The sequence below is a fragment of the Streptomyces sp. NPDC001941 genome (assembly GCF_040296945.1).
Classification (GTDB): Bacteria; Actinomycetota; Actinomycetes; order Streptomycetales; family Streptomycetaceae; genus Streptomyces.
Map to the genome: position 1 here is coordinate 183,188 of NZ_JBEOYE010000003.1, position 25,076 is coordinate 208,263.

The 25,076-nt window shown below is 66.4% G+C and carries 26 protein-coding genes and 1 pseudogene; 22 read left to right on the forward strand and 5 right to left on the reverse strand.

Annotation, left to right across the window (positions count from 1 at the left end):
• The first annotated feature begins 4 nt into the window (after positions 1-4).
• The 3 genes from ABT160_RS04395 (at position 5) to ABT160_RS04405 (ending at position 4,199) form a co-directional block, all read left to right on the forward strand.
• A complete protein-coding gene (locus ABT160_RS04395) occupies positions 5-1,006 on the forward strand; it encodes a TIGR03842 family LLM class F420-dependent oxidoreductase (protein ID WP_351643369.1) in 1,002 nt (333 codons plus the stop codon).
• Between the two features lie 151 nt (positions 1,007-1,157).
• Positions 1,158-2,687, forward strand: a complete 1,530-nt coding sequence (locus ABT160_RS04400) for an NCS1 family nucleobase:cation symporter-1 (protein ID WP_351643371.1) — start codon at positions 1,158-1,160, stop codon at positions 2,685-2,687.
• 63 nt (positions 2,688-2,750) lie between these two features.
• Complete coding sequence (locus tag ABT160_RS04405; protein WP_351643373.1) at positions 2,751-4,199, forward strand: amidase; 1,449 nt, start codon at positions 2,751-2,753, stop codon at positions 4,197-4,199.
• Positions 4,200-4,339: 140 nt separating this feature from the next.
• Here the strand turns inward: ABT160_RS04405 and lplAB are convergent, their stop codons facing one another.
• On the reverse strand, positions 4,340-5,395 hold the full coding sequence (lplAB, locus tag ABT160_RS04410; protein WP_351643375.1) for a lipoate-protein ligase LplAB: 1,056 nt from the start codon (positions 5,393-5,395) through the stop codon (positions 4,340-4,342).
• A 158-nt stretch (positions 5,396-5,553) separates the two neighbouring features.
• Here lplAB and ABT160_RS04415 point away from each other — a divergent pair, with 158 nt between their 5' ends.
• The 4 genes and pseudogenes from ABT160_RS04415 (at position 5,554) to ABT160_RS04430 (ending at position 10,034) form a co-directional block, all read left to right on the forward strand.
• A complete protein-coding gene (locus ABT160_RS04415; RefSeq protein ID WP_351643378.1) occupies positions 5,554-7,377 on the forward strand; it encodes a gamma-glutamyltransferase family protein in 1,824 nt (607 codons plus the stop codon).
• 41 nt (positions 7,378-7,418) lie between these two features.
• Positions 7,419-8,090: pseudogene (locus ABT160_RS04420) on the forward strand (inositol monophosphatase family protein); the annotation flags it as partial.
• Between the two features lie 295 nt (positions 8,091-8,385).
• On the forward strand, positions 8,386-9,228 hold the full coding sequence (locus ABT160_RS04425) for a hypothetical protein (RefSeq protein ID WP_351643380.1): 843 nt from the start codon (positions 8,386-8,388) through the stop codon (positions 9,226-9,228).
• 32 nt (positions 9,229-9,260) lie between these two features.
• Positions 9,261-10,034 (forward strand): hypothetical protein, encoded by a 774-nt coding sequence (locus ABT160_RS04430; RefSeq protein WP_351643383.1) that lies wholly within the window; start codon positions 9,261-9,263, stop codon positions 10,032-10,034.
• A 405-nt stretch (positions 10,035-10,439) separates the two neighbouring features.
• On the opposite strand, the gene ABT160_RS04435 is transcribed toward ABT160_RS04430, so the two are convergent.
• The 3 genes from ABT160_RS04435 to ABT160_RS04445 form a co-directional block, all read right to left on the reverse strand.
• The gene (locus ABT160_RS04435; RefSeq protein ID WP_351643385.1) at positions 10,440-10,883 is read right to left on the reverse strand and encodes a GntR family transcriptional regulator; all 444 of its coding nucleotides are present in this window, start codon (positions 10,881-10,883) and stop codon (positions 10,440-10,442) included.
• Positions 10,884-10,885: 2 nt separating this feature from the next.
• The gene (locus ABT160_RS04440; protein ID WP_351643388.1) at positions 10,886-11,407 is read right to left on the reverse strand and encodes a hypothetical protein; all 522 of its coding nucleotides are present in this window, start codon (positions 11,405-11,407) and stop codon (positions 10,886-10,888) included.
• Between the two features lie 924 nt (positions 11,408-12,331).
• Positions 12,332-12,580, reverse strand: coding sequence for a hypothetical protein (locus ABT160_RS04445; RefSeq protein ID WP_351643390.1), 249 nt, complete (start codon positions 12,578-12,580; stop codon positions 12,332-12,334).
• A 617-nt stretch (positions 12,581-13,197) separates the two neighbouring features.
• Between ABT160_RS04445 and ABT160_RS04450 the strand changes: the two genes are divergently transcribed.
• The 3 genes from ABT160_RS04450 to ABT160_RS04460 all read left to right on the forward strand — a co-directional run bounded on the left by ABT160_RS04450 (position 13,198) and on the right by ABT160_RS04460 (position 14,469).
• Positions 13,198-13,974: a helix-turn-helix domain-containing protein gene (locus ABT160_RS04450; protein ID WP_351643685.1), complete on the forward strand. Its 777-nt coding sequence runs from the start codon at positions 13,198-13,200 to the stop codon at positions 13,972-13,974.
• The gene (locus ABT160_RS04455; RefSeq protein ID WP_351643392.1) at positions 13,971-14,168 is read left to right on the forward strand and encodes a DUF397 domain-containing protein; all 198 of its coding nucleotides are present in this window, start codon (positions 13,971-13,973) and stop codon (positions 14,166-14,168) included. Before ABT160_RS04450 ends, ABT160_RS04455 begins: the two co-directional genes overlap by 4 nt.
• Positions 14,169-14,283: 115 nt before the next feature.
• On the forward strand, positions 14,284-14,469 hold the full coding sequence (locus ABT160_RS04460) for a DUF397 domain-containing protein (RefSeq protein ID WP_351643395.1): 186 nt from the start codon (positions 14,284-14,286) through the stop codon (positions 14,467-14,469).
• A 109-nt stretch (positions 14,470-14,578) separates the two neighbouring features.
• On the opposite strand, the gene ABT160_RS04465 is transcribed toward ABT160_RS04460, so the two are convergent.
• On the reverse strand, positions 14,579-14,731 hold the full coding sequence (locus tag ABT160_RS04465; protein ID WP_351643398.1) for a hypothetical protein: 153 nt from the start codon (positions 14,729-14,731) through the stop codon (positions 14,579-14,581).
• A gap of 2,772 nt (positions 14,732-17,503) precedes the next feature.
• On the opposite strand from ABT160_RS04465, the gene ABT160_RS04470 reads away from it, so the two are divergent.
• The 12 genes from ABT160_RS04470 to ABT160_RS04525 all read left to right on the forward strand — a co-directional run bounded on the left by ABT160_RS04470 (position 17,504) and on the right by ABT160_RS04525 (position 24,932).
• Entirely contained in the window at positions 17,504-17,794 is a 291-nt protein-coding gene (locus ABT160_RS04470; RefSeq protein ID WP_351643401.1) for a hypothetical protein, read from the forward strand.
• Between the two features lie 287 nt (positions 17,795-18,081).
• Positions 18,082-18,540, forward strand: coding sequence for a hypothetical protein (locus ABT160_RS04475; RefSeq protein WP_351643403.1), 459 nt, complete (start codon positions 18,082-18,084; stop codon positions 18,538-18,540).
• A 325-nt stretch (positions 18,541-18,865) separates the two neighbouring features.
• Positions 18,866-19,168, forward strand: coding sequence for a hypothetical protein (locus ABT160_RS04480; protein WP_351643406.1), 303 nt, complete (start codon positions 18,866-18,868; stop codon positions 19,166-19,168).
• 449 nt (positions 19,169-19,617) lie between these two features.
• The gene (locus ABT160_RS04485) at positions 19,618-19,944 is read left to right on the forward strand and encodes a hypothetical protein (protein ID WP_351643408.1); all 327 of its coding nucleotides are present in this window, start codon (positions 19,618-19,620) and stop codon (positions 19,942-19,944) included.
• A gap of 69 nt (positions 19,945-20,013) precedes the next feature.
• Positions 20,014-20,316, forward strand: coding sequence for a hypothetical protein (locus ABT160_RS04490; RefSeq protein ID WP_351643411.1), 303 nt, complete (start codon positions 20,014-20,016; stop codon positions 20,314-20,316).
• 8 nt (positions 20,317-20,324) lie between these two features.
• Positions 20,325-20,723 carry a hypothetical protein gene (locus ABT160_RS04495; protein WP_351643414.1) on the forward strand — a complete coding sequence of 133 codons (399 nt, stop codon included), beginning with the start codon at positions 20,325-20,327 and terminating at the stop codon, positions 20,721-20,723.
• A 222-nt stretch (positions 20,724-20,945) separates the two neighbouring features.
• On the forward strand, positions 20,946-21,173 hold the full coding sequence (locus ABT160_RS04500; RefSeq protein WP_351643417.1) for a hypothetical protein: 228 nt from the start codon (positions 20,946-20,948) through the stop codon (positions 21,171-21,173).
• Positions 21,170-21,487 carry a hypothetical protein gene (locus ABT160_RS04505; RefSeq protein WP_351643419.1) on the forward strand — a complete coding sequence of 106 codons (318 nt, stop codon included), beginning with the start codon at positions 21,170-21,172 and terminating at the stop codon, positions 21,485-21,487. The genes ABT160_RS04500 and ABT160_RS04505 overlap by 4 nt, the downstream gene beginning before the upstream one ends.
• A gap of 165 nt (positions 21,488-21,652) precedes the next feature.
• The gene (locus tag ABT160_RS04510; RefSeq protein WP_351643421.1) at positions 21,653-23,035 is read left to right on the forward strand and encodes a DUF3987 domain-containing protein; all 1,383 of its coding nucleotides are present in this window, start codon (positions 21,653-21,655) and stop codon (positions 23,033-23,035) included.
• Between the two features lie 287 nt (positions 23,036-23,322).
• Positions 23,323-24,006 (forward strand): hypothetical protein, encoded by a 684-nt coding sequence (locus tag ABT160_RS04515; protein WP_351643423.1) that lies wholly within the window; start codon positions 23,323-23,325, stop codon positions 24,004-24,006.
• 194 nt (positions 24,007-24,200) lie between these two features.
• The gene (locus ABT160_RS04520; RefSeq protein ID WP_351643425.1) at positions 24,201-24,536 is read left to right on the forward strand and encodes a histone-like nucleoid-structuring protein Lsr2; all 336 of its coding nucleotides are present in this window, start codon (positions 24,201-24,203) and stop codon (positions 24,534-24,536) included.
• 183 nt (positions 24,537-24,719) lie between these two features.
• The gene (locus tag ABT160_RS04525; RefSeq protein WP_351643427.1) at positions 24,720-24,932 is read left to right on the forward strand and encodes a hypothetical protein; all 213 of its coding nucleotides are present in this window, start codon (positions 24,720-24,722) and stop codon (positions 24,930-24,932) included.
• Positions 24,933-25,076 lie beyond the last annotated feature (144 nt).

Here is a 25,076-nt window from a genome sequence, read left to right on the forward strand (position 1 = left end):
CGACGTGGACTTCGGACTCGTCCTCCAGACCGACCCGCCCGCCTCCGCCGTCGTGGGACTCATGCGCCGCGCCGAGCGCAACGGGTTCCGCTACGGCTGGACCTTCGACTCGGCCGTGCTGTGGCAGGAGCCGTTCGTCATCTACAGCCGCGTCCTGGAGCACACCCGCAAGCTGATCGTGGGCCCGATGGTCACCAACCCGGGCACCCGCACCTGGGAGGTGACGGCCTCCACCTTCGCCACCCTCAACGAGATGTACGGCAACCGCACCGTGTGCGGCATCGGACGCGGCGACTCCGCGATGCGGGTCGCCGGACGCAGGCCCAACACCCTGGCCAGGCTGGGCGAGGCGATGGGCGTCATCCGCGACCTCGCCGAGGGCCGCGAGGCCGAAGTCGACGGCCAGCGGCTGAAGTTGCCGTGGGTCAAGGACGGGAAGCTGCCGGTGTGGATGGCCGCGTACGGGCCCAAGGCCCTGGCGCTGGCCGGGCAGAAGGCCGACGGCTTCATCCTCCAGCTCGCCGACCCGTTCCTGACCGAGTCGATGGTCAAGGCCGTGCGCTCGGCCGCCGAGGAGGCGGGCCGCGACCCGGCGTCCGTCACCATCTGCGTGGCCGCCCCCGCCTACGTCGGCGACGACCTGGCGCACGCCCGCGAGCAGTGCCGCTGGTTCGGAGGCATGGTCGGCAACCACGTCGCCGACCTCGTCGAGCGCTACGGCGAGCACTCCGACCTGGTGCCCGAGGCCCTCACCGCGTACATCAAGCAGCGCCAGGGGTACGACTACAGCCACCACGGGCGGGCGGGGAACCCGTCGACGGACTTCGTGCCGGACGAGATCGTGGACCGCTTCTGCCTGCTCGGTCCGGCGTCCGCGCACGTCGAGAAGCTCCAGCGGCTGCGGGACCTCGGCGTGGACCAGTTCGCGGTGTACGCGATGCACGACGCGCGGGAGGCGACCATCGACGCGTACGGGACGTCGGTGATCCCGGCCCTCGCCGGATAGCACGTACCGTACGCGCCGGCAGTTCTGTGCGCGTCTGTACGCGCATGCAGCACCTGTACGCGCAAGCAGCACCTGTACGCGCATGCAGCACAGGGCAGTTGAACCGAGCGATCCGACCGATCCGCCCGATCCGATCGAGAGGCCGACCACCGTGACCGCAACCGTCCCGACCGGCCCCCACGAAGGCACCACGGCCGGCCGCGTCGAACTCGCCCCCGGCCAGGTGCTGCGGGAGAGCAGGTTCGTCAACGACGACCTGCTGCCCGTCCCCATAGCGCGCCGCACCTGGAGTACCTACAATTTCGCGGCTCTTTGGGTCGGCATGGCGCACAACATCCCCTCCTGGCTGCTGGCTTCGGGGCTGGTGGCGCTCGGGATGGACTGGAAGCAGGCGGTGTTCACCATCGCCCTGGCCAACCTGATCGTCCTCGCGCCGATGCTGCTGACCGGGCACGCGGGCCCCAAGTACGGCATCCCCTTCCCCGTCCTGGCGCGCGCCTCGTTCGGGCTGCGCGGGGCGAACCTGCCCGCGCTGATCCGGGCCGGGGTGGCGTGCGCCTGGTTCGGGATCCAGACCTGGATCGGCGGGCAGGGCATCTTCGTGCTGCTCGGCAAGGTCTTCGGGGGCTGGGCGGAGGCCTCGCGGGTCGCCGGACAGCCGTGGACGCTCTGGCTGTGCTTCGGGCTCTTCTGGATCCTCGAACTGGCCATCATCTACCGGGGGATGGAGGCGCTGCGGCGGTTCGAGAACTGGGCGGCGCCGTTCGTCATCGTCGGCGCGCTGGTGCTGCTCGGCTGGATCGCGGCGAAGGCGGGCGGCCTGGGCCCGCTGCTCGACCAGCCCTCCCGGCTGGGCTGGGGCGCGGACTTCTGGCCGGTCTTCTTCCCCTCCCTGATGGGCATGATCGCCTTCTGGGCCACCCTCTCGCTGAACATCCCCGATTTCACGCGGTTCGGGGCCGGTCAGAGGTCCCAAGTCCTGGGCCAGGTGCTGGGGTTGCCCACCACGATGACCCTGTTCGCGCTGCTCTCGGTGTTCGTGACCTCCGGTTCGCAGGCGGTGTACGGGGCGGCGGTCTGGGACCCGGTGGAGCTGGCCGCGAAGACCGACAACGTCTTCGGCCTGCTGTTCGCGCTGGTGACCGTGCTGGTCGCGACGGTCTCGGTGAACATCGCGGCGAACGTGGTCTCCCCGGCGTACGACCTGGCCAACCTGGCCCCGCGGTTCGTCAACTTCCGTACCGGGGCGCTGATCACGGGCGTGGTCGGGGTGCTGATCATGCCGTGGAAGCTCACCGCGACCCCCGAGCTGTACATCTTCACCTGGCTCGGCCTGGTCGGCGGGCTGCTCGGTACGGTCGCGGGCATCCTGATCGCCGACTACTGGGTGCTGCGGCGCACCGTCCTGGACCTGCCCGACCTGTACCGGCCGGGCGGGCGCTACTGGTACGCGGGCGGCTGGAACCCGCGCGCGGTCGTGGCGTTCGTGGCGGGAGGGGTGCTCGCCGTGGGCGGTTCGCACTCGGAGCCGGGCAAGGGGCCGTTCCCGCGCGACGGTCTGGTGCCGTTCCTGAAGCCGCTGGCCGACTACGGCTGGGCGGTGGGCCTCGCCGCCTCGCTGGTGCTGTACGCGGGGCTGTCGTGGCGCACCAGGAGCACGACGGCTACCCGCGAGTACTGACACCGTACCTACCCGTGAGTAGTGTCGTGGGGAGCGCACGCGCGACAGGGAGGCGGGGGCACGGTGTCCAGCGACGCGGTCCACACGCGAACGGCAGGCACGGCCGGTGGGTGCACCGGACTGGCCGATCAGGCACGGGAGTTGGCGGAGGGCGGGGTCTCGTCCGTCGAGGTGGTCCAGGAGGCGCTGGACCGCATCGAGGCCGGGCGGCGCACGGTGAACGCCTTCCGTTGCGTACGCGCCGAGGAGGCGCTGCACGAGGCGGCGGAGGCCGACCGCAGGCTCGCGGCGGGCGAGCGGCTGCCGCTGCTCGGCGTGCCCGTCGCGGTGAAGGACGACACGGACGTGGCGGGGCTGCCCACCCTGTTCGGCTGCGCCGGTGACATGTCACCGGTCACCGTGGACGGTGAAGTGGTACGCAGGCTGAAGGCCGCCGGCGCCGTGGTGGTCGGCAAGACCAACAGCTGCGAACTGGGCCAGTGGCCGTTCACCGAGGGCCCCGCCTTCGGGGCCACCCGCAACCCCTGGGACCTCGACCACACCCCCGGCGGTTCCTCCGGAGGCTCGGCCGCCGCCGTCGCGGCGGGCATGGTGCCGGCCGCGCTCGGCTCGGACGGGGCGGGCTCGATCCGGATACCGGCCGCCTGGACGCACCTGGTGGGGATCAAGCCGCAGCGCGGCCGCATCTCCGTGCACCCCTACGACGACTGCTTCCAGGGCCTGACCGTCAACGGGCCGCTCGCCCGCACGGTACGGGACGCCGCCCTGCTCCTCGACGCGGCGACCGGCTCCCACCCGCGCGAGCGCCACCGCCCGGCGGGCCGGATCGACGCGGTGGGCGCGGCCGGGCGCGACCCGGGCCGGCTGCGCGTCGCGCTCGCCTGGCGGGCGCCGTTCACCGCCACGCCCAACCCCCTGGACCCACAGGTCCGTTCGGCCGTCGAGGACATCGCCCAGGCGCTCGCGCGGCTGGGCCACCGGGTGGCGGAGGCCCGCCCCCGCTACGGCCTGATCGGGCTCGGCTTCCTGCCGCGCGCCACGTCCGGGATCGCCGCCTACGCCGACCGCCACCCCGACCCCGCCCTGCTCGACCCGCGCACCCGCGGCGCCACCCGCACCGGCCATCGCCTCGGCGGCCGGGTGCTGCGCGCGGCCCGGGCCCGCGAGGCGCACCAGCACCGCAGGATCGGCGCGCTCTTCGCGTCGTACGACGTCGTGCTCGCCCCGACCACCGCGCTCCCGCCGCCCCGTATCGGCGCCTTCGACGGGATGCCGGGCTGGCGCACCGACCTGGCGATCGCGTCCGCGTGCCCCTACGCCTGGCCGTGGAACGTGCTGGGCTGGCCCGGCGTGAACGTCCCCGCGGGCTTCACCCGCGAGGGCCTGCCGGTCGGCGCGCAGCTGCTCGGCCCGGCCGGCAGCGAGGAGCGGCTGATCTCGCTGGCGGCCCAACTGGAGGACGACCGGAGGTGGTTCGAGCACTGGCCCGAGGGCGCGCGGGCGCGTGCGTGACGCACGACCCCGTGCCGCGGGCGGGCCACCGCGCCGCCACGGCGTACCGCACCTGCCGAGTGTCACCGCGCCGCCACGGCGTACCGCACCTGCCGAGCGCCACCGCGCCGCCACGGCGTAGCGCACCCGTAGGGCCTCCGCTACGGCACGCGCGCGATCCACTCCGGCGTACCGAACTTCGTGCGCACCAGCTCCTCCGCCCGCGCCATCTCCTCCGGGGTCACCGCCCCCTCCGTCAGGCCGTAGCGGCCGCGGAAGGAGGCGATCATGCGCTCGATGACCGCCTCGCGCGCCAGGCCGGTCTGCCGGCGCAGCGGGTCGACGCGCTTCTTGGCGCTCTTGGTGCCCTTGTCGGAGAGCTTCTCGCGGCCGATGCGCAGCACCTCGGTCATCTTGTCGGCGTCGATGTCGTACGCCATCGTCACGTGGTGCAGCACCGCGCCGTGCGACGTCACCACGCGCTTCTGCGCCGCCCCGGCGATCTTGCCCGCGTCGGTGGCGATGTCGTTGAGCGGCTGGTACCAGGCCTTGACGCCCATGTCGCCGAGCGCGCCGAGCACCCAGTCGTCGAGGTAGGCGTAGGAGTCCGCGAAGGACAGTCCCTGCACCAGTGCGTCGGGCACGGACAGCGAGTACGTGATCGTGTTGCCCGGCTCGATGAACATCGCGCCGCCGCCGCTGATCCGGCGGACCACCTCGATGCCGTGCCGCTCGGCGGCCTCCGCGTCCACCTCGTTGCGCAGCGACTGGAAGCTGCCGATCACCACGGCCGGGGCGCCCCACTCCCACACCCGCAGCGTCGGCGGGCGCCGGCCCGCCGCGACCTCGGCCGTGATCACCTCGTCGAGCGCCATGTGCAGGCGCGGCTCCTGCGGCACGTCGTGGATCAGCTGCCAGTCGTAGTCCGTCCAGTCCGTGGCGTGCGCCAGCGCGCGGCGCACCGCGACGCCGACGCCCTCGGAGGTGAGGCCGAACATCTGGGTGCCCGGCGGCAGCGCGGCGTCGATGCGCGCGGCCAGGCCCGAGGCGTCCGTGTCGGCGGACGCGCCCTCCAGGGCGGCGTCGATGGCCGGGAGCGCGTCGTCCGGCTCCAGGAAGAAGTCGCCCGCCACGCGCACGTCGCGCAGGACGCCGTCGCGCACGTCCAGGTCGACGACCACGAGCTTGCCGCCGGGAACCTTGTACTCGCCGTGCACCTGTCTCCTCCACACTGGCCGTGGTGCGGCGTGACCGGCCGGTGGGAGGGACGCCGTGCACCTGGGGTGAACAGGGCAAATCGTACTCCCCGGGGCTGACAGCGGGCGGCGCCCGGCGGACCCGGGCGGGGTTGCGGGCCGCTTGTAGGCTCGCCCGTATGGGTGATCACGCGTTCGTGCCGGCCGACCGTCCCTCCGAGTTCACCACCCGCCCCACCCTCACGGGCACCTTCGGCATGGTGTCCTCCACCCACTGGCTCGCCTCCCAGACCGCGATGGCCGTCCTGGAGGACGGCGGCAACGCCTTCGACGCCGCCGTCGCCGCGGGCTTCGTCCTGCACGTCGTCGAACCGCACCTCAACGGACCCGCCGGAGAGGTGCCCGTGCTGTTCGCCACCGCGCGCGGTGACGTCCGCGTGCTCTGCGGACAGGGCCCCGCCCCCGACGGCGCCACCCCCGACCACTACCGCTCCCTCGGCCTCGACCTCGTCCCCGGCACCGGACCGCTCGCCGCGGCCGTGCCCGGGGCCTTCGACGCCTGGATGCTGCTCCTCCGCGACCACGGCACCCGACCGCTGCCCCGGCTGCTGCGCTACGCCGTCGAGTACGCCGAGCACGGCCACGCGCCCGTCGCGCGCGTGGGCGAGACCGTGGAGACCGTACGGGAGCTGTTCGAGACCGAGTGGACCTCCTCCGCCGAGGTCTACCTGCCCCAGGGGCGCTCGCCGTCCCCCGGCGCACTGCTGCGCAACCCCGCGCTCGCGCGCACCTGGCGGCGGCTGCTCGCCGAGGCCGCGCACCCCGACCGGGAGCGGGAGATCGACAACGCGCGCGCGGTGTGGCGCGAGGGCTTCGTCGCCGAGGCGCTGGTCCGCCAGGCCGCCCGGCCCACCCTCGACACCAGCGGCGCCCGGCACACCGGCACTCTGGCCGCCGCCGACCTCGCCCGCTACCGGGCCGGCTACGAGGCGCCGCTGACCTACGACTGGCGCGGCTGGACCGTGTGCAAGGCGGGCGGCTGGAGCCAGGGGCCCGCGCTCCTCCAGCAACTCGCCCTGCTGCCGGACGAACTGCCGCCCTACGGCTCCGCCGACTACGTCCACCTGCTGGTCGAGAACTGCAAGCTCGCCATGGCCGACCGGGAGGCCTGGTACGGCGACGCCGCCGAGGTGCCCCTCGCCGCGCTGCTCTCGGAGCCGTACAACGCCGCCCGGCGCGCGCTCGTGGGCGAGAAGGCCTCCTGTGAGCTGCGCCCCGGCAGCCCCGGCGGGCGCGCCCCGGTGCTGCCCGCGCGCGCGGGGGAACGTGCCGAGGGCGGCGCTCCCGGGAGCGGGGAGCCGACGGTCGGGGGGAGCCGCGGGGGCGAACCGTCCGTCGGCGCCGACGGCCTCACTCGCGGGGACACCTGCCACCTCGACGTCGCCGACCGCTGGGGCAACCTCGTCTCCGCCACGCCCAGCGGCGGCTGGCTGCAGTCCAACCCGGTCGTCCCCGAGCTCGGCTTCCCGCTCGGCACCCGGCTGCAGATGACCTGGCTCGAACCCGGTCTGCCCAACTCCCTCACCCCGGGCCGCCGTCCGCGCACCACGCTGTCGCCGAGCCTCGCGCTGCGCGACGGGGTGCCGGTGATGGCGTTCGGCACGCCCGGCGGTGACCAGCAGGACCAGTGGCAGCTGCACTTCTTCCTGTCCGTCGCCTACGGCGGCCTCGGCCTCCAGGGCGCCATCGACGCCCCGAACTGGCACAACGACGCCTTCCCCAGCTCCTTCCACCCGCGCGGCACCCGCCCGGGCAGCGTCACCGTCGAGGGGCGCACGGCCCCGGAGGTGGTCGACGGACTGCGCCGCAGGGGCCACGACGTCACCGTCGGCGGGGACTGGTCCGAGGGGCGGCTGTGCGCCGTCGCCCGCGACCCGCGCACCGGGCTGCTCAGCGCGGCGGCGAACCCGCGCGGAATGCAGGGTTACGCGGTGGGGCGCTGAGCGGGGGGCCGCCTGTCAGAGCGGTGTGGTTGTCTGGAGGCATGATCTCTTCCGGACGCACGCTCGAAGAACTCCTGGCCGGCGGCCTGTCCGACGTCGAGGGGGCGGTCCGCGAGGCGGCCGCCGCCGAGATCGTGCCGCGCTTCCGCCGGCTCGCCGCGGACGACGTCGTCGAGAAGAACGGGCCGCACGACCTGGTGACAGTCGCCGACCGGGCCGCCGAGGAGCACCTGACCGCCTCGCTGACCGCGCTGCTGCCGGGCTCCGTGGTGGTGGGCGAGGAGGCCGTCCACGCCGACCCCGGGGTGTACGGGGCGCTGGAGGGCGACGCGCCCGTGTGGATCGTGGACCCGGTCGACGGCACCCGCCAGTTCGTCCACGGCGACCCCGGGTTCGCGACGCTGGTCGCCCTGGCGCACCGGGGCGAGCTGCTCGCCTCCTGGACCTTCGCCCCGGCCCTGGGGCTGATGGCGACGGCGGTGCGCGGGGGCGGCGCCTGGCTGGACGGGGAGCGGATGCGGGCGGGGGCGCCCGCCGCCGGGGCGCCGCTGCGGATCGCCATGTCCCACCCGGACTACACGACCGACGACCAGAAGCGCGCGCTGCTCGGGCTGCGCGTCGAGGGCGTGGAGGCGCGCGCGTGCGGCTCGGCGGGCCTGGAGTACCTGGCCGTGGCGCGCGGGGAGCTGGACGCGGTGGCGTTCTCCTGGGAGTAGGACTGCTGAACGCACCAAGTCTCAGACAGGGGTTGATCTGCGTCTATGTCTCTAAGTGACTGGCTCGAACACTGGTTGTCACAGGCTCCCTTGCCTGATGCGGAACGCTACAACGACCTCCTTGCATCGTTGTCGAACGGCGCTGACGTGCCTAGTTAGTTGCCTGCTGGGTGATCGCCAGGTAGCGTCCCCAGCACGCAACTAACCCCCAGAGGGATCCGCCGGGCTGCAACCCGGCGCCTCTGGGGGCCTGCCCGCCCGGCTGCAACCGGCGGGCACCCACACATAGAGATTGGGGCTCTACGTGCTCGTCCAGCGTAGTCGGCACACCCGTGCCTACGTACAGATCCCGAACGAGATAGCGCGGCATTCGCGCCTCAGCTTGGAGGCGGTAGGCCTCCTCACGCACCTTCTTTCCCTGCCGGACACCAACGGTGCGACGGTGGAACGGATCACTTCATCGGTGCCCAACGGCCGTACTGCGGTCGGCCGCGCCATGCGTGAGCTTGTCTCCTTGGGCTACGTGACCCGCGCTCGTGTCCAGGACCCGGAGACGGGGCGGTGGGTGACCCTCACCTCCGTCACTGACAACCCGAGTGACACGTCTCCGACGGTCGGTGATCCGACCCCTCGGACTGTCGGCGGATATCCCAAGGAGAAAGACCCGAAGGGGAATGACCTCCCCCAGCCGTCCGTCATCGAGGCCGAGGCCCGTGAGGGCCTGGCAGAGAAGGAGGAGGGGGAGTTTCCCGAGGAGGAGAAGACCGCAACGGCCACCGACTCGGTGACTGTCCGGGCTACGGCTTGCCTGGGGCGTCTGGGGAATGAGCGCCCTTCCCTGGCCCTGTCCGTGCGCGAAAGCGTGCGGCTGGCGCCGCTGGCGGCCCGGTGGTTCGAAGACGGCCTCACCGAGGCCGACGTGACCACGGCCCTCACGCGTGCCCTTCCTCGGTCCGTGGAGTCGGCGGCAGCCCTGGTCTCCTACCGACTCCAGAACCACCAGCCTGAGAAAGCCAGTTCTCTCCGGCTGGCGCCCTCTCCTGCGCCCGTGAGGGAGCAGTGCCCGGAGTGTGACCGGCCCTATCCCGCAGGGCACTCCGGTGGCCTGTGCCGCGACTGCCGCGAAGACGCTTGATCTCTCTCACGGACGACTGAGGACTCATACCCATGACTGCAACGCCCTGGTACATCCGAGGCATCCTCTACGTGGCATTGCCGGCGGCGTGCGTCGCCGCCCTGTACCTCTCGATCCCGGGAGAGATCGCCCTTGCGCAGACGGCCGGATGGTCAGACCGCTACGCGCCTGCCATGCCCGTGTGCCTCTCGGTGTACGCCCTCGCAGCGGGAGCCATCGCGACCTACCGCCGCCGGATGGAACTGCCCGGCCAGGTGACGGCCCTGGCAGGGTCCCTCATGGCCCTGATGCTGGCCATGTCGGCCCAGTCGATCTCTCACTTGATCGCACAGGACTACGTGGGCAGCTCTGCCCTGCTGGTGGTGGCTGTCTCCTGCGTGCCGCCTCTCACTATCGCGCACCTGGTGCACATGGCAGAGACCCCTACAGCCGCCAAGACGACCTCTCAGCAGATGCAGGAGCTTCGGGGAGTGATCGACTATCTCTCGGAGGAGCTGACTGCCTCTCTCGCGGCTCAGACCCTCACTCTCGTCTCGCGAGCCTCAACCGTGGTGGGCGAGCTGGAGGAAGCCCGGGACATAGCTGAGAGCCTGGTCGATGAGGCTGAGGAGCTGGCCGGAGAGCTGGAGAAGGGGCTCAAAGGATCTTCCCGCAAGACTGCGACGACTCTCACCCGAGAGGCTGTCCAGCGTGCGCGGCAGGCGCTTGAGGCACAGGGGGAGACGCCGACGGTGGAGAAGGTCTGCAAGACCTTGGGGGTCTCTCCCGCGACGTACTACAGGCACCGAGAGGCGATAGCCGCCTAGCTGCCGCACTTCGAGGACGCTGTCAGAGACAGGATGCAGGATGGAACCCATGAACGAGTTGAGCAGGACCGACGAGCCCTCGCCGGTATGGCTGCCGGGGGATGTGGTGATGGGGGCCAACGGCGGACTCTGGGTTCGCTCAGATCACCCGCGCTGGGTATGGGACTACCCGTCTGAGGGGCTGTCCCTGCCGCAGCCGGGGAGGCCCTATGTCCCGAGCGGCGGGGTTGAGGAGTATGACCCGTTGATCCATCGGCCCCTGTTCCTGTTGGTACGGAACGGGCGCCCCGTACAAAACATCGTCATGTAGCCCAGGCCCCGGCACCCAGAGACGACGAGACCCCCACCAGGGGCACCGGTGGGGGTCTCAACGATCAGCCTACAGGCGACCTGAATCTGAGCGCGTCAGTGACGGCTTTCAGCAGAGGGCAGCGCTCGCACGAAGCGGCCCTTTCCTGGCATTGCTTCGATCAGCCCGGCTCCAGCCATCTCCGCGAGGACGCGCCGGGCCACGGCGCGGTTGGTGTCGTACTCGGTGCAGACGGCTGCCTCAGAGAGGAACGGGTCTCCGACGGCGAAGCTGCCGTCTCCGAGGCGGTCTAGCAGTTGCTCCTTCAGCGAAGGTGGCTCAGGTTCTCCGGGCACACGGACGTACCAGCCGAACCCTTGGCGGGCACGAATGAGGCCTTCGGAGCTGAGGATCTTCAGAGCACGGCGGACCACACCTCGGGAGACGGAGTGCTCCGTCATGAGCGCAGCTTCGGACGGTATCTCTGTGTGGCCTGCCTGGATCTGAGATCGAAGCGTCTCGGCGATCTTCAGACAGGTGTTTCGAGGGGCCGTAGCCATGTCTACTCCTGGCTGCTGGAGACGTTGGCGAGCTGCCGCGCGGTAGTAGCCGCTGCCGGGGACAGCAGGACGTCTTGGGCCCGAGTCATCAGAGCCTCGTCCACTACGAAGCCATCCCCCGACCCTTCTCCGAAGGTGAGGCGGCCAGCCGCCACATGCTCATGACCGTAGAGGTTCTTGTCCATCGTCCGCTTGGTGACCATGTCCAGGCGCCAGGAGACGTTGTCGAGATCGATGGTGTTGGGCTTGGGGGTGAGCCGAGAGGAGAAGCCAGTGCAGGCAAGCCAGGCCGCCGTGGCGTGGTTGTGGGGCTGGCCGTAGAGCTTCGTCGGCTCGTGCTTGCCGGCGATGGCGAACAGGTCTCCGGGCTCGTGGACGTTGTTCGGGACAGGAATCACGCCGAGGACTGCGGTGTCTCCGAAGTGTCCCGTAGTGGCGTAGGCCACAGCCGCGCGTAGGTCTGGCCATGTGTGGATCAGCGAGAAGACCGTGACGCGTCCCGTACCGAAGATGTCCTGAGCCATGTTGCCCTTCCTGCCATGACACGGCCCCCGACACCGAGGGGAGGCAGCCGGGGGCCGTTCGATCGTCTCTCGAAGCCCTGCCTCAGTCTGCCAGGCAGGGCCCATGATCAGTTACGTACTCAGTACTGGCGTCCGTCGTCGCCGTCGCCAGTCGGAGGGTTGCCGGGCTTGCCGTCGTCTTCCTCCGGGTCGAGGTACAGCGTGAACAGGTCGTCCGACATGATCTTGCCTTTCTCTCGATGGATGGTGCGGGATCTTGCGTCCGAACCCCGACTGAGCAGGGGCCGTGTTGGTGCCTTACGGCGGGCACTGCAAGACGGAGGACGCCGCAGTGCCCACCGCTGGAACCGCCTCTCCGGCAGTAGGGCCGGGATCATGAGCGGTCCATCCGCGCTCTGCGGTGGAGAGCAGATAGCAGCGCGGGGGTCCAGGGGGAGTCGTGTCGCCGTCGCCGGCAACGAGGGTGGAACCCTGCCTCCTCCAAGAGACACAGGGGAGTCATCGAGGAGGAGGCAGGAGCTAAAGGGCGAGGATCAGAGCCCAAGCGACTGTGGGTCCGATCAGTCCGACAGCGAGAAGGACGAGGCCCATCCGTTCATTCGCTGTCAGGGTCAGGCGGAACCTAAGGCGGAGTCTCACGGCCTTCCCATGAACCAGAAGGCCGCGGTGAGAGCTGCGACTGCGAGGACGGACAGGAAGAGATTCGCTTGGCTGATCCGGTCTCCCCGACGACGGTTGTTCCGTGCCTTCGAGCCCTCAGGAAGTCGCCCTTCTCGTCGTCGGTAGCCGGTCGGCATTCGGTCCTTTCCTGCGTCCACGTCGCGCCTTCCGGCCCCTCAAGGCTGAGTTCCGTGCCGACTACGGCCGTGACCTCCCCAAGCAGGCCTCGGGCGAAGTCCACGACGATTTCCTCTTGGGCGTACATCAGTCGGTCACCTTGACTTCCTCCTCAGCAGCCTTTCCGCTCGCGTAGGCCTCCAGGGACTCCGTGAGGAGCACGGCGTAGCTGAGCGGCACCTGACCAAGGTCGATACGTGGCGGCCTGACGGAGTCGCGGGTCCGAACCACGCTCAGGGAGCCCAGGACCATGCCGAGCGCAGACAGAGCGTGTTTGAGGCGCATGCACACCTCCATGGCCTCGCTGGCCGCCGCCTTCTCCTGCTCACTCGTCATAGAGGCTTCCGTCCTTCTCCAGGCCGATGCCGTCGCGAGGCCACCGGAAGGGGACCCAGGGCTTTGGTGCAGGTACGGGCACGGCCCAGAGGCTGTACCGGCCCGTTGGGTCCTCTGCAAGTACGTTGACCGGGACCCCGGCGCCAAGGGCACGGAAGGCGGCCTCATACCGCCCTGGCTCCTGGCACCAATGGCGCAGTTGGTCTGCCGCAGTTGGGTACTCCGCCTCAATCTCGTGGAGCATGGCCCGGCTGCCCCGCAACCAGCGCACATCGGGATCGGGTTCCAAGACCTTGGCCAGCCGAGCCACTCTCGCCGGCAACCACCGAGCCATCAGCTCCAACTCGGATGTGTGCAGGGCGTCGATCACCCTGACCGAAGCGTCAGGCAACCGAACGGTCACTTGAGCCTGGAACATGAGGCTCGCTATCGGAGCCGCTGCGGTGATCATGAAGTCGCCTGGCCTTTGGGGGAGTTGATCTGCTGTCTCGACTTCCACAGTGCCCCTGTAGCCGTACGATCACTAGGTGCAGCAGTAATAATCCTCAACCAGGTAATAAAACTGGGGGTGTTCGGTGACCAAGGCTCTTGACCCCGCCAAGGGACTCGCCTACCTGATGGGCTCACGTGTGCGAGAGGCAAGGAAGCAGAGGGGATTGACCCAGGCAGCGTTAGGGCGCGCCGTACGCGTCTCCCAAGGTCGAATCGCGCAGGTCGAAGGAGGCACCAAGCCACCCAACTACGGCCTGGCCACGCTGCTCCAGGACGCCCTGGACCTTGGCCAGCAGCTAACCGAGCTGCTGCCGTTCGTCGACCACAAGACCTTCGCCGAGTGGGCTGCAATGTTCCTTGCCAAGCAGATGGAAGCCGACAGGATTCAGGAGTTTTCACACCTGATCCCTGGCCTGCTGCAAACTCGGGCCTACGCCACCAGCCTCGTAGAGGCGGCGCAGATCTACGACGGCACTGTCGACGAGGATCGTGTCAGCGTTCGGATCGCTCGGCAATCTGCCATCTTCGATCGCGCAGCTCCTCCTTGGGTGCAGGTCATCGTCAGCGAGAGCGCACTACGGGCCTGCATCGGCAGCGCTGAGGTGATGCGCGAGCAGTTGGCACACCTACTTCAGATGGGGCAACGGGAGCGTGTCTCCGTCGCGGTGCTGCCCTTCGCCAAGGCTGACGGCGCCGCGTTGACCGGGTCGCTCTCGGTGCTGCAAATGCCTTCGGGCCACTCCGTGGCTTACACCGAGGGCATGCAATCTGGGACGCTGCTGGAAAGCAAGGATGATGTGTCGAGGTACCAGGCCCTCTATGATCGACTCCGTTCCAGAGCACTGGACGAGGCCGACTCGGCGAGTCTGATCTCCCAGGTTATGAAGGAGTACAGCGAGTGAGCACCGACAGCAAGCGGGGCTGGCGTACCAGCAGCTACAGCGGTTCCGGCGACAACAACTGCGTCGAGGTCAACGACGACTCGTTCGAGGCTGTTCAGATCCGGGACACCAAGGACCGATCGATCCCGAGCATCAGCGCTGCTCCCGCCGCTTGGGCAGCGTTCACGGCGTTTGCTGGACAACAGCAGGTCTGACGGCTGTCTCCCAGCAGCTCGGGCCCCCTTCTTTCGGAGGGGGCCACCGTCGTTTGGTCGGCGCGACTCGTGGGGAGGACTGCCGACGCAGGCCGGTCGATCACTGGAGGTTCGCATGCCCACGGTTCCGAACTGGCACAAGAGCAGCTTCAGTAGTGGCGCGACGAATGACTGTGTGGAGTGCTCGACGAACACTCCGGCCGTCATGGTCCGGGACACCAAGGACCACGCCATGGGCGTGATCGAGGCTAGCCATTCCTCCTGGGCGCTGTTCACCGCCTTTGCCGCCTCGGAGGGCTGAGCCAAAGCGACGCATCTACACGAGAGGCCCCCAGCGATGAACGCTGGGGGCCTCTTTGCGTCCGTCGAGCAGCCCCTTGCTCGGTGCCGGCGAGCCCGCGGCTGTCTCCTCAGCCGACCGACACCGTGAACCCGTGGCCGAGCATGATCAGGGTTCCCACGATGATGCCGGCGACGACCAGGACGAGCACCAGGCGCCCCGTGCGGCCTTCCTCCTTGATCGCGAACCGTACGGTCCTCCACCACTCCCCGTTGAACTGCATGTTCCTCACCTCTCCGTCTGAGCTGGTGAGTTGAGTGTCCAAGGCCCCATGCCGTGATGTTCCACGGCGGTACGCTGTGAGCTGCAAAGAACCGTGGTGAATCGTGGTGAACCGCCTCTCGGCGCCACGACAGGGGAGGGGCGCAGTGCCAGGGTCAGCCAGCAGAGCGGTAGAGATCCCCGACTCGATCCCACCTGGGCCCCTGAGGACGTGGCTGGAGTGGCTTGCTGATCTGCGCCAGAAGGCAGGAATGCCGTCGTTGGCCGTCATTTCCGCCAGGGTTAGCGAACGCGGCGACCGCATGAGTGCAGCCACGGTTCGGAGGTTGCTAGTTGGCGATTCCATGAGCTACGGCGCTGCTAGCGCCTTGGCATTCACGCTCGCAGAGATGGACAAGCGCCCCGTCACTGCTCGGCCTGCGGCCGACTGGGATGCTTTCGACTCTCGCATGTGCGGACTTCTGGAGGCAGCTCAGAGGAATCAGGCTTCGGCCCAACCTGAAAGTCTCCGTGAAAAATTTCTAGCGTTGCCGGAGGAAGAGCAAGCACTTCTTCTCAGCCGAGCAAACCGAGCTTTGATAGCGCAAGGGCCGGATGCCCCCCTATTCCCTTCGGGATATTTTGGGCATCTGAATAGCAATGTGAACCGCCCCCTGCGAATCGGAGACATGGGTGTCAGGTTCTTGGCCAAGCCGCAAGCGTACGTCGTAGCACCGACGGAGAGCAGAAATGACTTTGGCACGGGAAGCGATTTTCGCCGCGTAACAGATTTGGTACACCCGCACATGGAATTCCACAGCCGCTCTATTCATCCGCATTCAGGACAGGACGGACTTGAGTACAACAGGCCCAATCACCGGCCTGCTTCTACTCTAGTTGCCCTTTTTGATGGCCTCCTGCAATGGAATGCCAGTCGACAAGCTCTGGATACTCGATGGGGTGTACCGTGGGAGCCTAGGCTTAGTGTCCCGGTGTTTCGAGATGCGATGATCCTGATCACGGGGATCGATGGAGTGATCACCCCTGCCTTTGCTCGAAAGCAAACATGGTACGGCGCTTGGCGAAGCGTGAGCATTATCTCGACGAAAATCTCGGCATCCGAATTCCTCCCGATGTTGCTTCAGGGGGCGGAGAAGGGAATGCGCCGTGAACCGCCAAAGTCCGGGCTAGCCGTCCTAGTGAGGGCAGTTCGGTTCCTGGACAATGCGGCTGGTTTGGGCTATTCGGCCCTCATCAATTCAGGGTGACACCTGGGATACACCAAAGGCCTCATAGATTACGTACGTGTCCTATGGCGAGAAGCGGGACAGCAGGACCCTGAAGTGTGGCCCACGGAACAATGATGTTGTTACCGCACCCCATCTGATGCAACATTGTGAGCCTGTCGAGGGCTCCCACCCTGGCCCATGTGCCGGCCAGGGGCCGCGGTGGCGGCGCTCACCGCCAAGAGGCCCCGCAGAGCTTGTTCCCTTGTGAAGCCTTCAAACCCGTACACGACGGAAGGAAGGCGCCCCTGCGGTCCTCATGTATTCATTCTCGTTATATTACCCCCATGGTGATGCACCACTTAATGTGAGGCAGTATTAATAATGCGGGGATAATGTTGTTGCATTGCTAAGTGATGCATCAATGGGAATGCATTCTTTGTGAGCTTGTGAAGCTCCGGATGGGGCGGCCGGGCGACGGACGGAGTCGCCCGCCGCAGGTCGCGAAACGATAACGAAGCTGTCCTATTCTGAGGTGATTTGCACCTTCAGTAGGTAAAGCAATGGCAAATAAGTTGCCTGCTGGGTGACTGCCTATTTGCCCAAATTGCACCCATGTGCGCCCGGTGATCCCACCCCCTCTGACCTGCGCTTTCTGGGCTCTATGTGCGCGTGCGCGCTTTCACTCAAACCTCAATCTCAAAGTTGACTGCTGGGTGAATCTCCGTAGTGTTCTCCCTGCAACGCCGACCGCACCAAACCGGAAGCGGCCCCGAAGTACCGCCCACGAATGGGAATGACGGAAACGGGGTTTCACGCAGAGGCCGGGGATTCGGGTGCAGAGGGTTTAGGGGTTGATGAGCGACCAATCTCTGTGGTGGTCCGGACGTGAATGCGGCGGGTGACACAGGAGAACTTGGACCTTGAAAACTGGATAGCGAGTCTGGGTGGCAGTCGTCCGACTGCTCATCTTCTGAGCGCGAGTATGTGACGCGCTCTCTGAACGGGTCTGTAGGTCCGTGGGCTAACCGGTACACCGTAGGTGCGCGTCTGGTCCCCATTGGAAACCACAGGCCTTCTGAGAGCGTCTGATGGGGTCCTGTCTGCCGTGGCAGGGGCTAGCGAAAGCGCTGTGAAGGGGATGAGTCGAGAGACGGCTACCTCTGGGCTTGTGCGTCCTCTCTCCTCTCGGGGTGAGCATCAATAGGGACAGGCTGCCGTGCCTGCGCCTGATAACCGGGATTGGTCCTCCGGCATGAATAGACCTGCGTACCTAGCGGCCTTGGCCCTGGGGCAACGTGACCGTTTGGAGCGCCTACGGAGCGAAGCAGTACCAGCGGAATCGGAGCGTCATGGACAAGGCGAGTGAAGTGCGTACAGCGTTACGGATTGCCTACGACAGACACATGCAACACGGCGCGTCCAGCGTGCATGCGGGGCCTGGTGATTGATACTCAGCACCCCTGCTGAGCGCGTCTCTAAGCGTCTGAGCGTGAGTCTGTCGGGGGGAGTTCCGTAAGGCACTCACAGGGCCCGTACGGGCCGTACAGCGACGGTATGGAGGAAACATGACTCCGGTCATGGAGAGCGTGAGGCAACAGTTCGGGCCCATTCAGATAGAGATCTACAACTTCTACTGGGAGTACCGCAGTCACGAGCTGTTCCGGGTGAGCGTGACGGATCGGGATGGCTCGTTCCACTACACGGTGAGGGGATGGGAACCGATGATTCGGTCGGTCAATGCCTTCACGACCAGCGTGGCCCATGCGGGAATGTGTCAGCGGGCCAAGGAAGACATCTTCACCACGGGCTATGCCCTGGTGAACGGCTGCAACATCCGGGTCACGCCGCTTTCGTAGGGGTGTCGAGCGCGCGGCGGGTAGGGGCACACTTCCGCGCGCTCCATCACTCGATACGAGTGCAACGACTAAGGAGGGGGATTGGTGGAGGAATACGTCTGCCACTACTTGACGGACAGGACTCATGGCGCACGGGCGGTCTATCGCGCAAAGGACATGCCTACCGCTATGGCCATGCACAACACCAGTAAGCCGGAGTTCGCAAGGCGCGTTCTCAAGTGGGTTGGGCCCACGGGCATCAACTTTCTGATGCACGATTCTCAGATTCGGCTGACGGAGGAGAAGGCGTGACGGTGGACATCCTCTTGGAGTACCGGGGGCTTGCCGGCAGACAGGTGGGCGTGGGGACTATCCATGAAGTGGCGGCCTTCTGGGATGCCAGAGACGACCTGAGCGAACGGGCCATAGGCGGACGCGGTAAGCGGGTACTCCTCAATCAGGGTCGCGTCGTTGACCACGCGAAGTACGTCGGTTTGGAATTGGACACGTACAACAGTCCCAGGCTTGCGGCGATTCTGCGGTATCGCCTTCTCACGGCCGCAGAGGTGGACAGGCAAGCAAAATTGAGCAGGCGTGTCCACAAGAGCTGTGACGAGTGCAAGAGCGCACATCCCGGACAGGTTGTGCGCATGCAGGACAGCGAAGAGGAACGGGCCCTGTGCTTCGGGTGCTGGAATCCAATTCAGGAACACTGCAAGGTTCTTCATTGGATCAACAGGCACGGCAAACTTCAGCTGTGGGCATGAAGATGAGCGGAGCTATGGAAGATTACGATTTTTCTTACGACCCGACTCCCTTGGGAGCGGGTGAGGCGGGCGCGGGCATGCTTCCGTGCCTACTGTGCGGGACGTACGACGACTGCGAGTGCGTAGTGTCCTGCTACCGCAATGAGCCCACGTTCGAAAAGTACGGCTGCAACGTGGACGGGTGCATCAAGCACGGCGAATGCCCGACCCGTTCGGGGATGACGTGAACGGCTGACCTCCGCCGGCAACGGCGGAGAGGTAGGGCAAGTAGGCGCGGACGGCTAGGGGCACTCGTCCGCGCCTTTCGCATGTTGAGAGGAAAGCCATGTCGGCAGAGTTCTGGACAGTAGTCAACGCACAGCTCGAAGAGCTGAAGAGTGCAAGGAGCGCGGAAGACGTCGTCCGCATCTTGTCGAAGGAGCGAAATCCATACGGGCAAGAGTCCATAGCCGCAGACGGCTTTTTCGCGGGATCCGGTGGGGAGTTCACCTTGCGTGAGGCGCTGGAAGAGGCTGGCTGGAAGCTTCTGTGGTCCCGTGCCTGGTTTTGGTACGCAATGGAGTCGCCCGACGGCTCCGTAATCACCTACATAGAGGGGGACATCTACATCGGGAATCGCCGTCACTGAGGATGCTCCTGTAAGAGCTATCGGGCCCACGGACACGCGCCGTGGGCCCTCTTGGTTCCGCAGGAACCCCCTGGACTCATCACCCAGGGAAGGGCGAGCATTAGAGAGAAGGCTATGGCCAAGTGGCAGCACCATTACGGGACGTTGCACCTAGGGAAGCCGGGGGAACGCGACTACGGCGGATACGTAGTCGTGGTTGGCCCGTGGTTCGCGGAAAAGTGGCTCGCCTACTGGTACGACCCTTACATAGGGGTAATCAAGCAGGTGGGTTCGAGTTCAACTTTGAGCAATGCAAAGCGGATGGTGCGGCGTAGGTACACCTATGCCCGTCGAGGGGCGAAGTAGTCCTGTAAGGGCAGCCGTAGTGCTGTCGACTGAGCTTGGGGCACGGACGGATAGGGGCACTCGTCCGTGCCCTTTGCTTTGTCACAAACGAGCGGAGTATGGAAATGGCTGAGGAAGAGTCGGGGATCTCTCCCGTTCTCAAGCAGGGTGCGAACAAGCGCAACGTAGCGGCTAAGCGTAATGCGGTAACCGTTGCTCGCTTTCACGGGTGGACGCTGATAGGGGACTACAACGGCAGTGACACGCGCTCGAAGTGGCGTTGCGAGCTTGAGGGTTGCGGGACGGTCCTGGAGAAGTTCTATAGCCACATTCGTGGGCGTAAGGACAAGGAAGGGAACTGGAAGCCGAGCCCCCGTCATGAGGGATGCCTCCCGAAGGCGGAACGCGAAGCGGCACTTCAGAAGTGGCGTGAAGAGAACAACCTGATCTAGGTGGGTGAGTTTGGGGCGCGGAGCGAAGTGGCCGTGCCCCTTGCTCGGCAACTAGCAGGAAGGAAGTGTATGGAGTTCACGCATATGGCCGTCGGGCGCGATCCGCTCGACAGGATCCGGGTGGACGTCCTCTGGACGCCAAAGCGGGACGGCGTGGAAGTCAACGTCCGAGATGCTGGAACGCGAGTGTCGTACGGCATCTGGCGGACGATTGGGCGAGAGATCTGGAGAGAGTTCCTGGATGACGAGTCTCTTCATCTCGTGGTGTGGCTAGCGCTAGGCGTGATTCCCGAGCGTGCGCCAACTGTGGAGTACGCATTGGATCTTGCCCGTCAGAAAGGGCTCAAGTGGGTCCCCGAGAAGCTGGGTTAGGGAGAAGCGTGAGCTGCGTTGAGTTCTTCTCGGTCATCGTCACGAAGTACCCGGAGGACGAAGATCATGCACCGGTCTTGGAGGACCAGGCGCACGCCCGCCTGGCGCGTGCTCAGGACGTGTGCGACGGGGATCTGATCTTGGCGGCCTTCGACGCTGCGTCGCATGAGGCTGACTACTTCAACGACCAGTATCCCGCGTCGGGCTTCGAGTTCAGCCGCTCGTGCCCCTGCGGGGTGTGCATCCATCTGGCCGACCATCCGGGTCCGGTAGTCGTCCTGGCGGACTGGGGCGGGGTGTGTGATCCGCATCCGGCGGATGCGCTGATCCTGATCATCCCGACGGAAGAACGGCAGCTGAGGCCGCCGAGTCCTGAGCGCTCTCCCGTGAACGAGCCGCTGCGGTGAGCGGGACGACGCGATGGGTCCTGGACGTGGCGGAAGCCGTCACCCGAGCTACGGCGGCCGCCGGCACTTCCGCGGTGGCCTCCGAGCGCAGGTCTGCCTTCCGGGAGTTGTGCGAAGAGCTGGGGGAGTGGGCTCAGCAGTACCCCTGTCCGAGAGAGGCCGTTCACGGCCTGGTGCAAGTCGCCGCGTTGGCATACGCGACTGAGTTCCAGAGGAGGCGCGATGCCTGAAGAACGGATCGTCTACAAGGTCACTTTCCCGATCGAGGATGACTCGCCGGTCGGGCGCTCTGTCTCGCTGGAAGTCTCCGTGCACCCCCTCACGGGACGGCGGACCGTTCTCCACCAGGTCTGGCTTCTGCTCAGTAGGAAGGGGTACGAAATCGATCCGACTAAGGGCGAGATACGAGCTGTTGGCACGGAAGAGCTCAAGACCGAGGAGGGCAAGTGAGCTGGATAGATGGCAGTGTTCTGGATGAACTCAAGAGAGAAAACGCTGTGTTGCGTGAACACGAAGGCATCATTCAGGCCGCCCTAGGCCCGTATATCAGGGAGATGGAGGGGAGTGCGAAGGAAGCCCAAGCCCACTATGAGGCAGGTCGGGCCGACCCCGAGCTGCGAGCCCGGCAGGACGCGTCATTCATTACGAACATCGGTTACAGGCAAATGGCTCAGATGTTCCAAAACAGCGCGGAGTCTGCTCGAAGGGCCTTCGAAGCGCTGCTTGACATGACGTGCGGCAAGGACGAAGACGACGAGAGCTGAGCCTCTTTGGTGAGGGCTGGGACGGGGCACTTCCAGCCCGATCCATGGACGCTCACGCACATTGCGCGGACGTGCCATCACAACTGAAGGAGGGATTGAGTGAACGAGAGGGCGCGCTATGAGCCCATGGCTTACGGGCCGATCGGCGCAGCCGTACGAGGGGCCATGCAGCACACCGAGGCAGATCCGATCGGAGTGCATGCGGCGGCACTTGCCCTGTACTCGGCCGCCATCAACGGCAAGGTGTTGCAGCCGGACGGGCGGCCCGTCGTCGTCTGGACAGCCCTGGCAGGCCGGTCGATGGTCGGACGCAAGGGCTTCGCCCTGTCCACCGCAGAGCGGGTGCTGAGCGATGCCATTGGGGGCTGGCTGGTCCTTCGCCGGCAAGGCGGGATCTCCTCGGGGCCCGCCCTGGTGCAGACGCTATGGGAGACGGAACAGGACTCCCTGACATCAGAAGGGGGTTTGGACGGCCGGACGGTCATAGTTGACGAGGAGTGGCCCACTACGCTCCTTCTGGCAAAGCGATGCCCCAAGTACAGCGGTGTTCTTCGTACTTCCTGGGACGGAAAGCGGATATCGAACGTGACCAAGAAGGATGGGAAGAGGGTGGAGATAACCGTCGAGACACCTGCCCTCGGGTTCCACGCCCACATTCAGCCCGCCCTTTGGGCCAAGTACATCACCGCCACTGAGGCCCAGGGAGGCTCTTACAACCGCATCCTCCCTGTGATGGTCAAGGGCTCCAAGCGGCTGCGGAGGAGGGACTACAAGACCGCCAACCCTCTGGACGAAATCCAGGTAAGCGGCTCACTTCGTCTCGCGTACGAATGGGCATGCAAAGAGACCCGCCGCATGACACTGTCCGATGCGTCAGCAGACCGGTACGACGACATCCGAATCGGCTACGAAGAAGAGCTTGAGGAACTACCCGAGGATGTCTCGTGCTACATCGAGCGATCCGGGGAACAGGTCATGCGAGTGGCGTGTGTGCTCACTGCTGCGGAGCGGAAGACGGAGATCACCATCAAGGCCCTGAACGCAGCCAAAAGCTTCGTGGACTTCTCCATAGCCTCTGTGAAACAACTGATTTCGCAGAGCAACGTAGTACGGTCCCGAACCGTCGAACCGCTCGACTCTAAGATTCGCGGAAAGCTTGAGATGTACGGCGGCGAGATGACGTCGACACAGCTCTACCGTGCGCTTTCGTCGAGGTACACGGCCGCCCAGATCCTCAATACGGCGGAGGACATGGCAGACGTGGAGGTCGTGGAGCAGCGGCAGAAGAGGCCGGGCGCCAATCCCATGATCTTCAAGTTGATCCCCGTCCTGCCTGAGCCGGTACAGGAACCCGAGCCGGTCAAGGCTGCGCCACCTAGGAAGCGGGCGACTGCCAGGAAGGCGACAGCTCCGGCGAAGAAGGAGGCGGCGCCTAGGAAGGCCCCCGCCAAGAAGGCGGCGACTCCCGTGAAGAGGGCTGCGGAGGTGGCGTTGCCGGCACCGCGGAAGGCGGCTGCTCGGGCTCCGCGTAAGCGCGCTGGGTCATGAGGCATGCCCTTCGGGACAGCTCGAAGGGACGGGGGCAGTGCACGCGGTGCAGAGCTGCCTTCGCAACGGACTCATCGGCCCCGGCGACCAATGCGGCCTGCCCGGGGGTGCCGTTCGCGCACGGTCACCGCTACGAGAGAGAACACGTCCTCTACCCCTTCTCGTACGACAGAGGAGACGGGTACGGGCCAGATCGGTTGTGCGACGAAGTGAGCTGCCCGGTGTGCGTGGGCCATGACTGCGACTGCGACGTGTGCACGGGCCAGCTCGACGCACCGGAGCTTCGTGTGCTCAACGACAGCAGAGAAGCCGGGAACAGGAAGCGTTCCCCTAACTGGGAGAGAGAGGAACAGATGGCTGAGCTTCACGAGATGATGGAGATTGCCAGGGCAGGTGACTACGTCATCGCGTTCGGCAAGGACACCAGGGGCCACGAAGTCCGACGAGAAGGAACCCTTCTGGTGGACCTCAAAGAGATGACCGCGACGCACGAGGGCGGCAAAGTGCCCGCACTTCGAGCCTGCGTCGGTGCCCGAGGAGCCGACCCGCAGACGCGGGCAACGTGGACGACGCTCATAGCCGGACACGGGCGTATCGAACGTGCCGAGCCGCCGGCAGCGGGCGAGTGGATCCACGACGAGGTACGGAACATCCCTGCGGTTCGTTCGAAGACGAATGGCTCTTCGGCGTACATCCTTTGGGGAGGCAAGGGCGGCAAGCGGTCCAGCAAGCCAAAGGGCAAGGGCACCCTTGCGGAGCCGGTCTACACGGCCGCAGGACGGTACGAGATACGGGCTGTCCACTCAGGGGACGTGCTCTTCGCCGGGACGTTGCAGTCTCATGTGTGGTGGGCGCCCGCGCCCGAAGAGGACCAGGAGCAAGCCGCGAAGCTGGGCCAGCCCGTGTACCACGTGCGGACGCGCGAGCTTGTCGGGTACTGGACGGAAGAGAAGTTCACCCCCGTCGACTGAAGACTTCCGAGACTCGCGGTTGTCGTGCCTATATCAGGTGTGGACGTGAATCGGGTAGGAAATAGAACACGCTGGAAGGGGCGGAGACTGTGTGACAGTCTCCGTAGACTAAGGCCGGTTTTCGTGTAGGGGCACGACGAAAAACGGCATCACATCGTCGGTAGCACCACTAACTCAGGGTAAGGATTACCAAGATGGCGCAGAAGGTTCAGGTCCTTCTTCTCGATGACCTCGACGGCGGAGAGGCGGACGAGACGATCACGTTCGGCCTCGACGGCAAGACGTTCGAGATCGACCTGACGACGAAGAACGCGGACAAGCTCCGCAAGGCGCTGGAGCCGTACCTTGCGGCCGGTCGCCGCACGGGCGGCCGGGCCTCCGCCGGCAGCCGCGGGCGTGTTGGCGCTGTCAGTGCCAAGGAGGACACGGCCGCGATCCGCGTGTGGGCCAAGGAGAACGGCTACGACGTGAACGACCGGGGACGAGTCCCGGCCAGCATCAAGGAAGCTTTCGCCCGAGCCACCAAGTAGCCAGACACGTAAGACGAGAGCGGCCCACCCCTCGAAGGGGTGGGCCGCTTTGTCGGCGGGCTCATTCTCTTTCGTGTCGGAGACGAGGGGCATGCGCGTACCGCCGGGGCGAGTCCTGATCGATGCCCCCGAGACTCGACAAGTCCAGTGTGGGCGGCACGCAGGGTCAGTAGCTTTGGCGTCATGAACAGTGACGAACTGCCACCCGTGGTAACGCTGAGCCAGGCTTCGCAGATCCTTGGAATCTCTGCGGCGAACGGCCTCGCGCTGGCGAAGATCGACGGCTATCCGCTGCCGCTGGCCGACGTCCCAGAGGGGTACGGCGTCGGAACCGCAGATCTTGTCAGGCATGCAGGGGAAGAGCGGGTGAGGGAAGTCCTACAGGCGACCGTGTAATCCCGCCCCCACTCGGCTCTGTCCACTGTGTGCCGGGACGTCTCGGGGGTGTGTGCCGGGACGTCTTGGGGGCAACTCCGCCTCCCTGGCCTGATGAGGCAGGCGAGGCGGTGAGCAAGTAGGCAGACCATGAAGGATGAGAGC

Coding starts and splice junctions, on each gene's coding strand:
- ABT160_RS04525 (WP_351643427.1), top strand. CDS start 24,720: ATGAACAGTGACGAACTGCCACCCGTGGTAACGCTGAGCCAGGCTTCG.
- ABT160_RS04415 (WP_351643378.1), top strand. CDS start 5,554: ATGGGTGATCACGCGTTCGTGCCGGCCGACCGTCCCTCCGAGTTCACC.
- ABT160_RS04445 (WP_351643390.1), bottom strand. CDS start 12,580: ATGACGAGTGAGCAGGAGAAGGCGGCGGCCAGCGAGGCCATGGAGGTG.
- ABT160_RS04435 (WP_351643385.1), bottom strand. CDS start 10,883: ATGGCTACGGCCCCTCGAAACACCTGTCTGAAGATCGCCGAGACGCTT.
- ABT160_RS04440 (WP_351643388.1), bottom strand. CDS start 11,407: ATGGCTCAGGACATCTTCGGTACGGGACGCGTCACGGTCTTCTCGCTG.
- ABT160_RS04480 (WP_351643406.1), top strand. CDS start 18,866: ATGTCGGCAGAGTTCTGGACAGTAGTCAACGCACAGCTCGAAGAGCTG.
- ABT160_RS04510 (WP_351643421.1), top strand. CDS start 21,653: ATGCAGCACACCGAGGCAGATCCGATCGGAGTGCATGCGGCGGCACTT.
- ABT160_RS04430 (WP_351643383.1), top strand. CDS start 9,261: ATGACTGCAACGCCCTGGTACATCCGAGGCATCCTCTACGTGGCATTG.
- ABT160_RS04465 (WP_351643398.1), bottom strand. CDS start 14,731: ATGCAGTTCAACGGGGAGTGGTGGAGGACCGTACGGTTCGCGATCAAG.
- ABT160_RS04490 (WP_351643411.1), top strand. CDS start 20,014: ATGGAGTTCACGCATATGGCCGTCGGGCGCGATCCGCTCGACAGGATC.
- ABT160_RS04470 (WP_351643401.1), top strand. CDS start 17,504: ATGACTCCGGTCATGGAGAGCGTGAGGCAACAGTTCGGGCCCATTCAG.
- ABT160_RS04520 (WP_351643425.1), top strand. CDS start 24,201: ATGGCGCAGAAGGTTCAGGTCCTTCTTCTCGATGACCTCGACGGCGGA.
- ABT160_RS04450 (WP_351643685.1), top strand. CDS start 13,198: ATGGGCTCACGTGTGCGAGAGGCAAGGAAGCAGAGGGGATTGACCCAG.
- ABT160_RS04485 (WP_351643408.1), top strand. CDS start 19,618: ATGGCTGAGGAAGAGTCGGGGATCTCTCCCGTTCTCAAGCAGGGTGCG.
- ABT160_RS04500 (WP_351643417.1), top strand. CDS start 20,946: ATGCCTGAAGAACGGATCGTCTACAAGGTCACTTTCCCGATCGAGGAT.
- ABT160_RS04460 (WP_351643395.1), top strand. CDS start 14,284: ATGCCCACGGTTCCGAACTGGCACAAGAGCAGCTTCAGTAGTGGCGCG.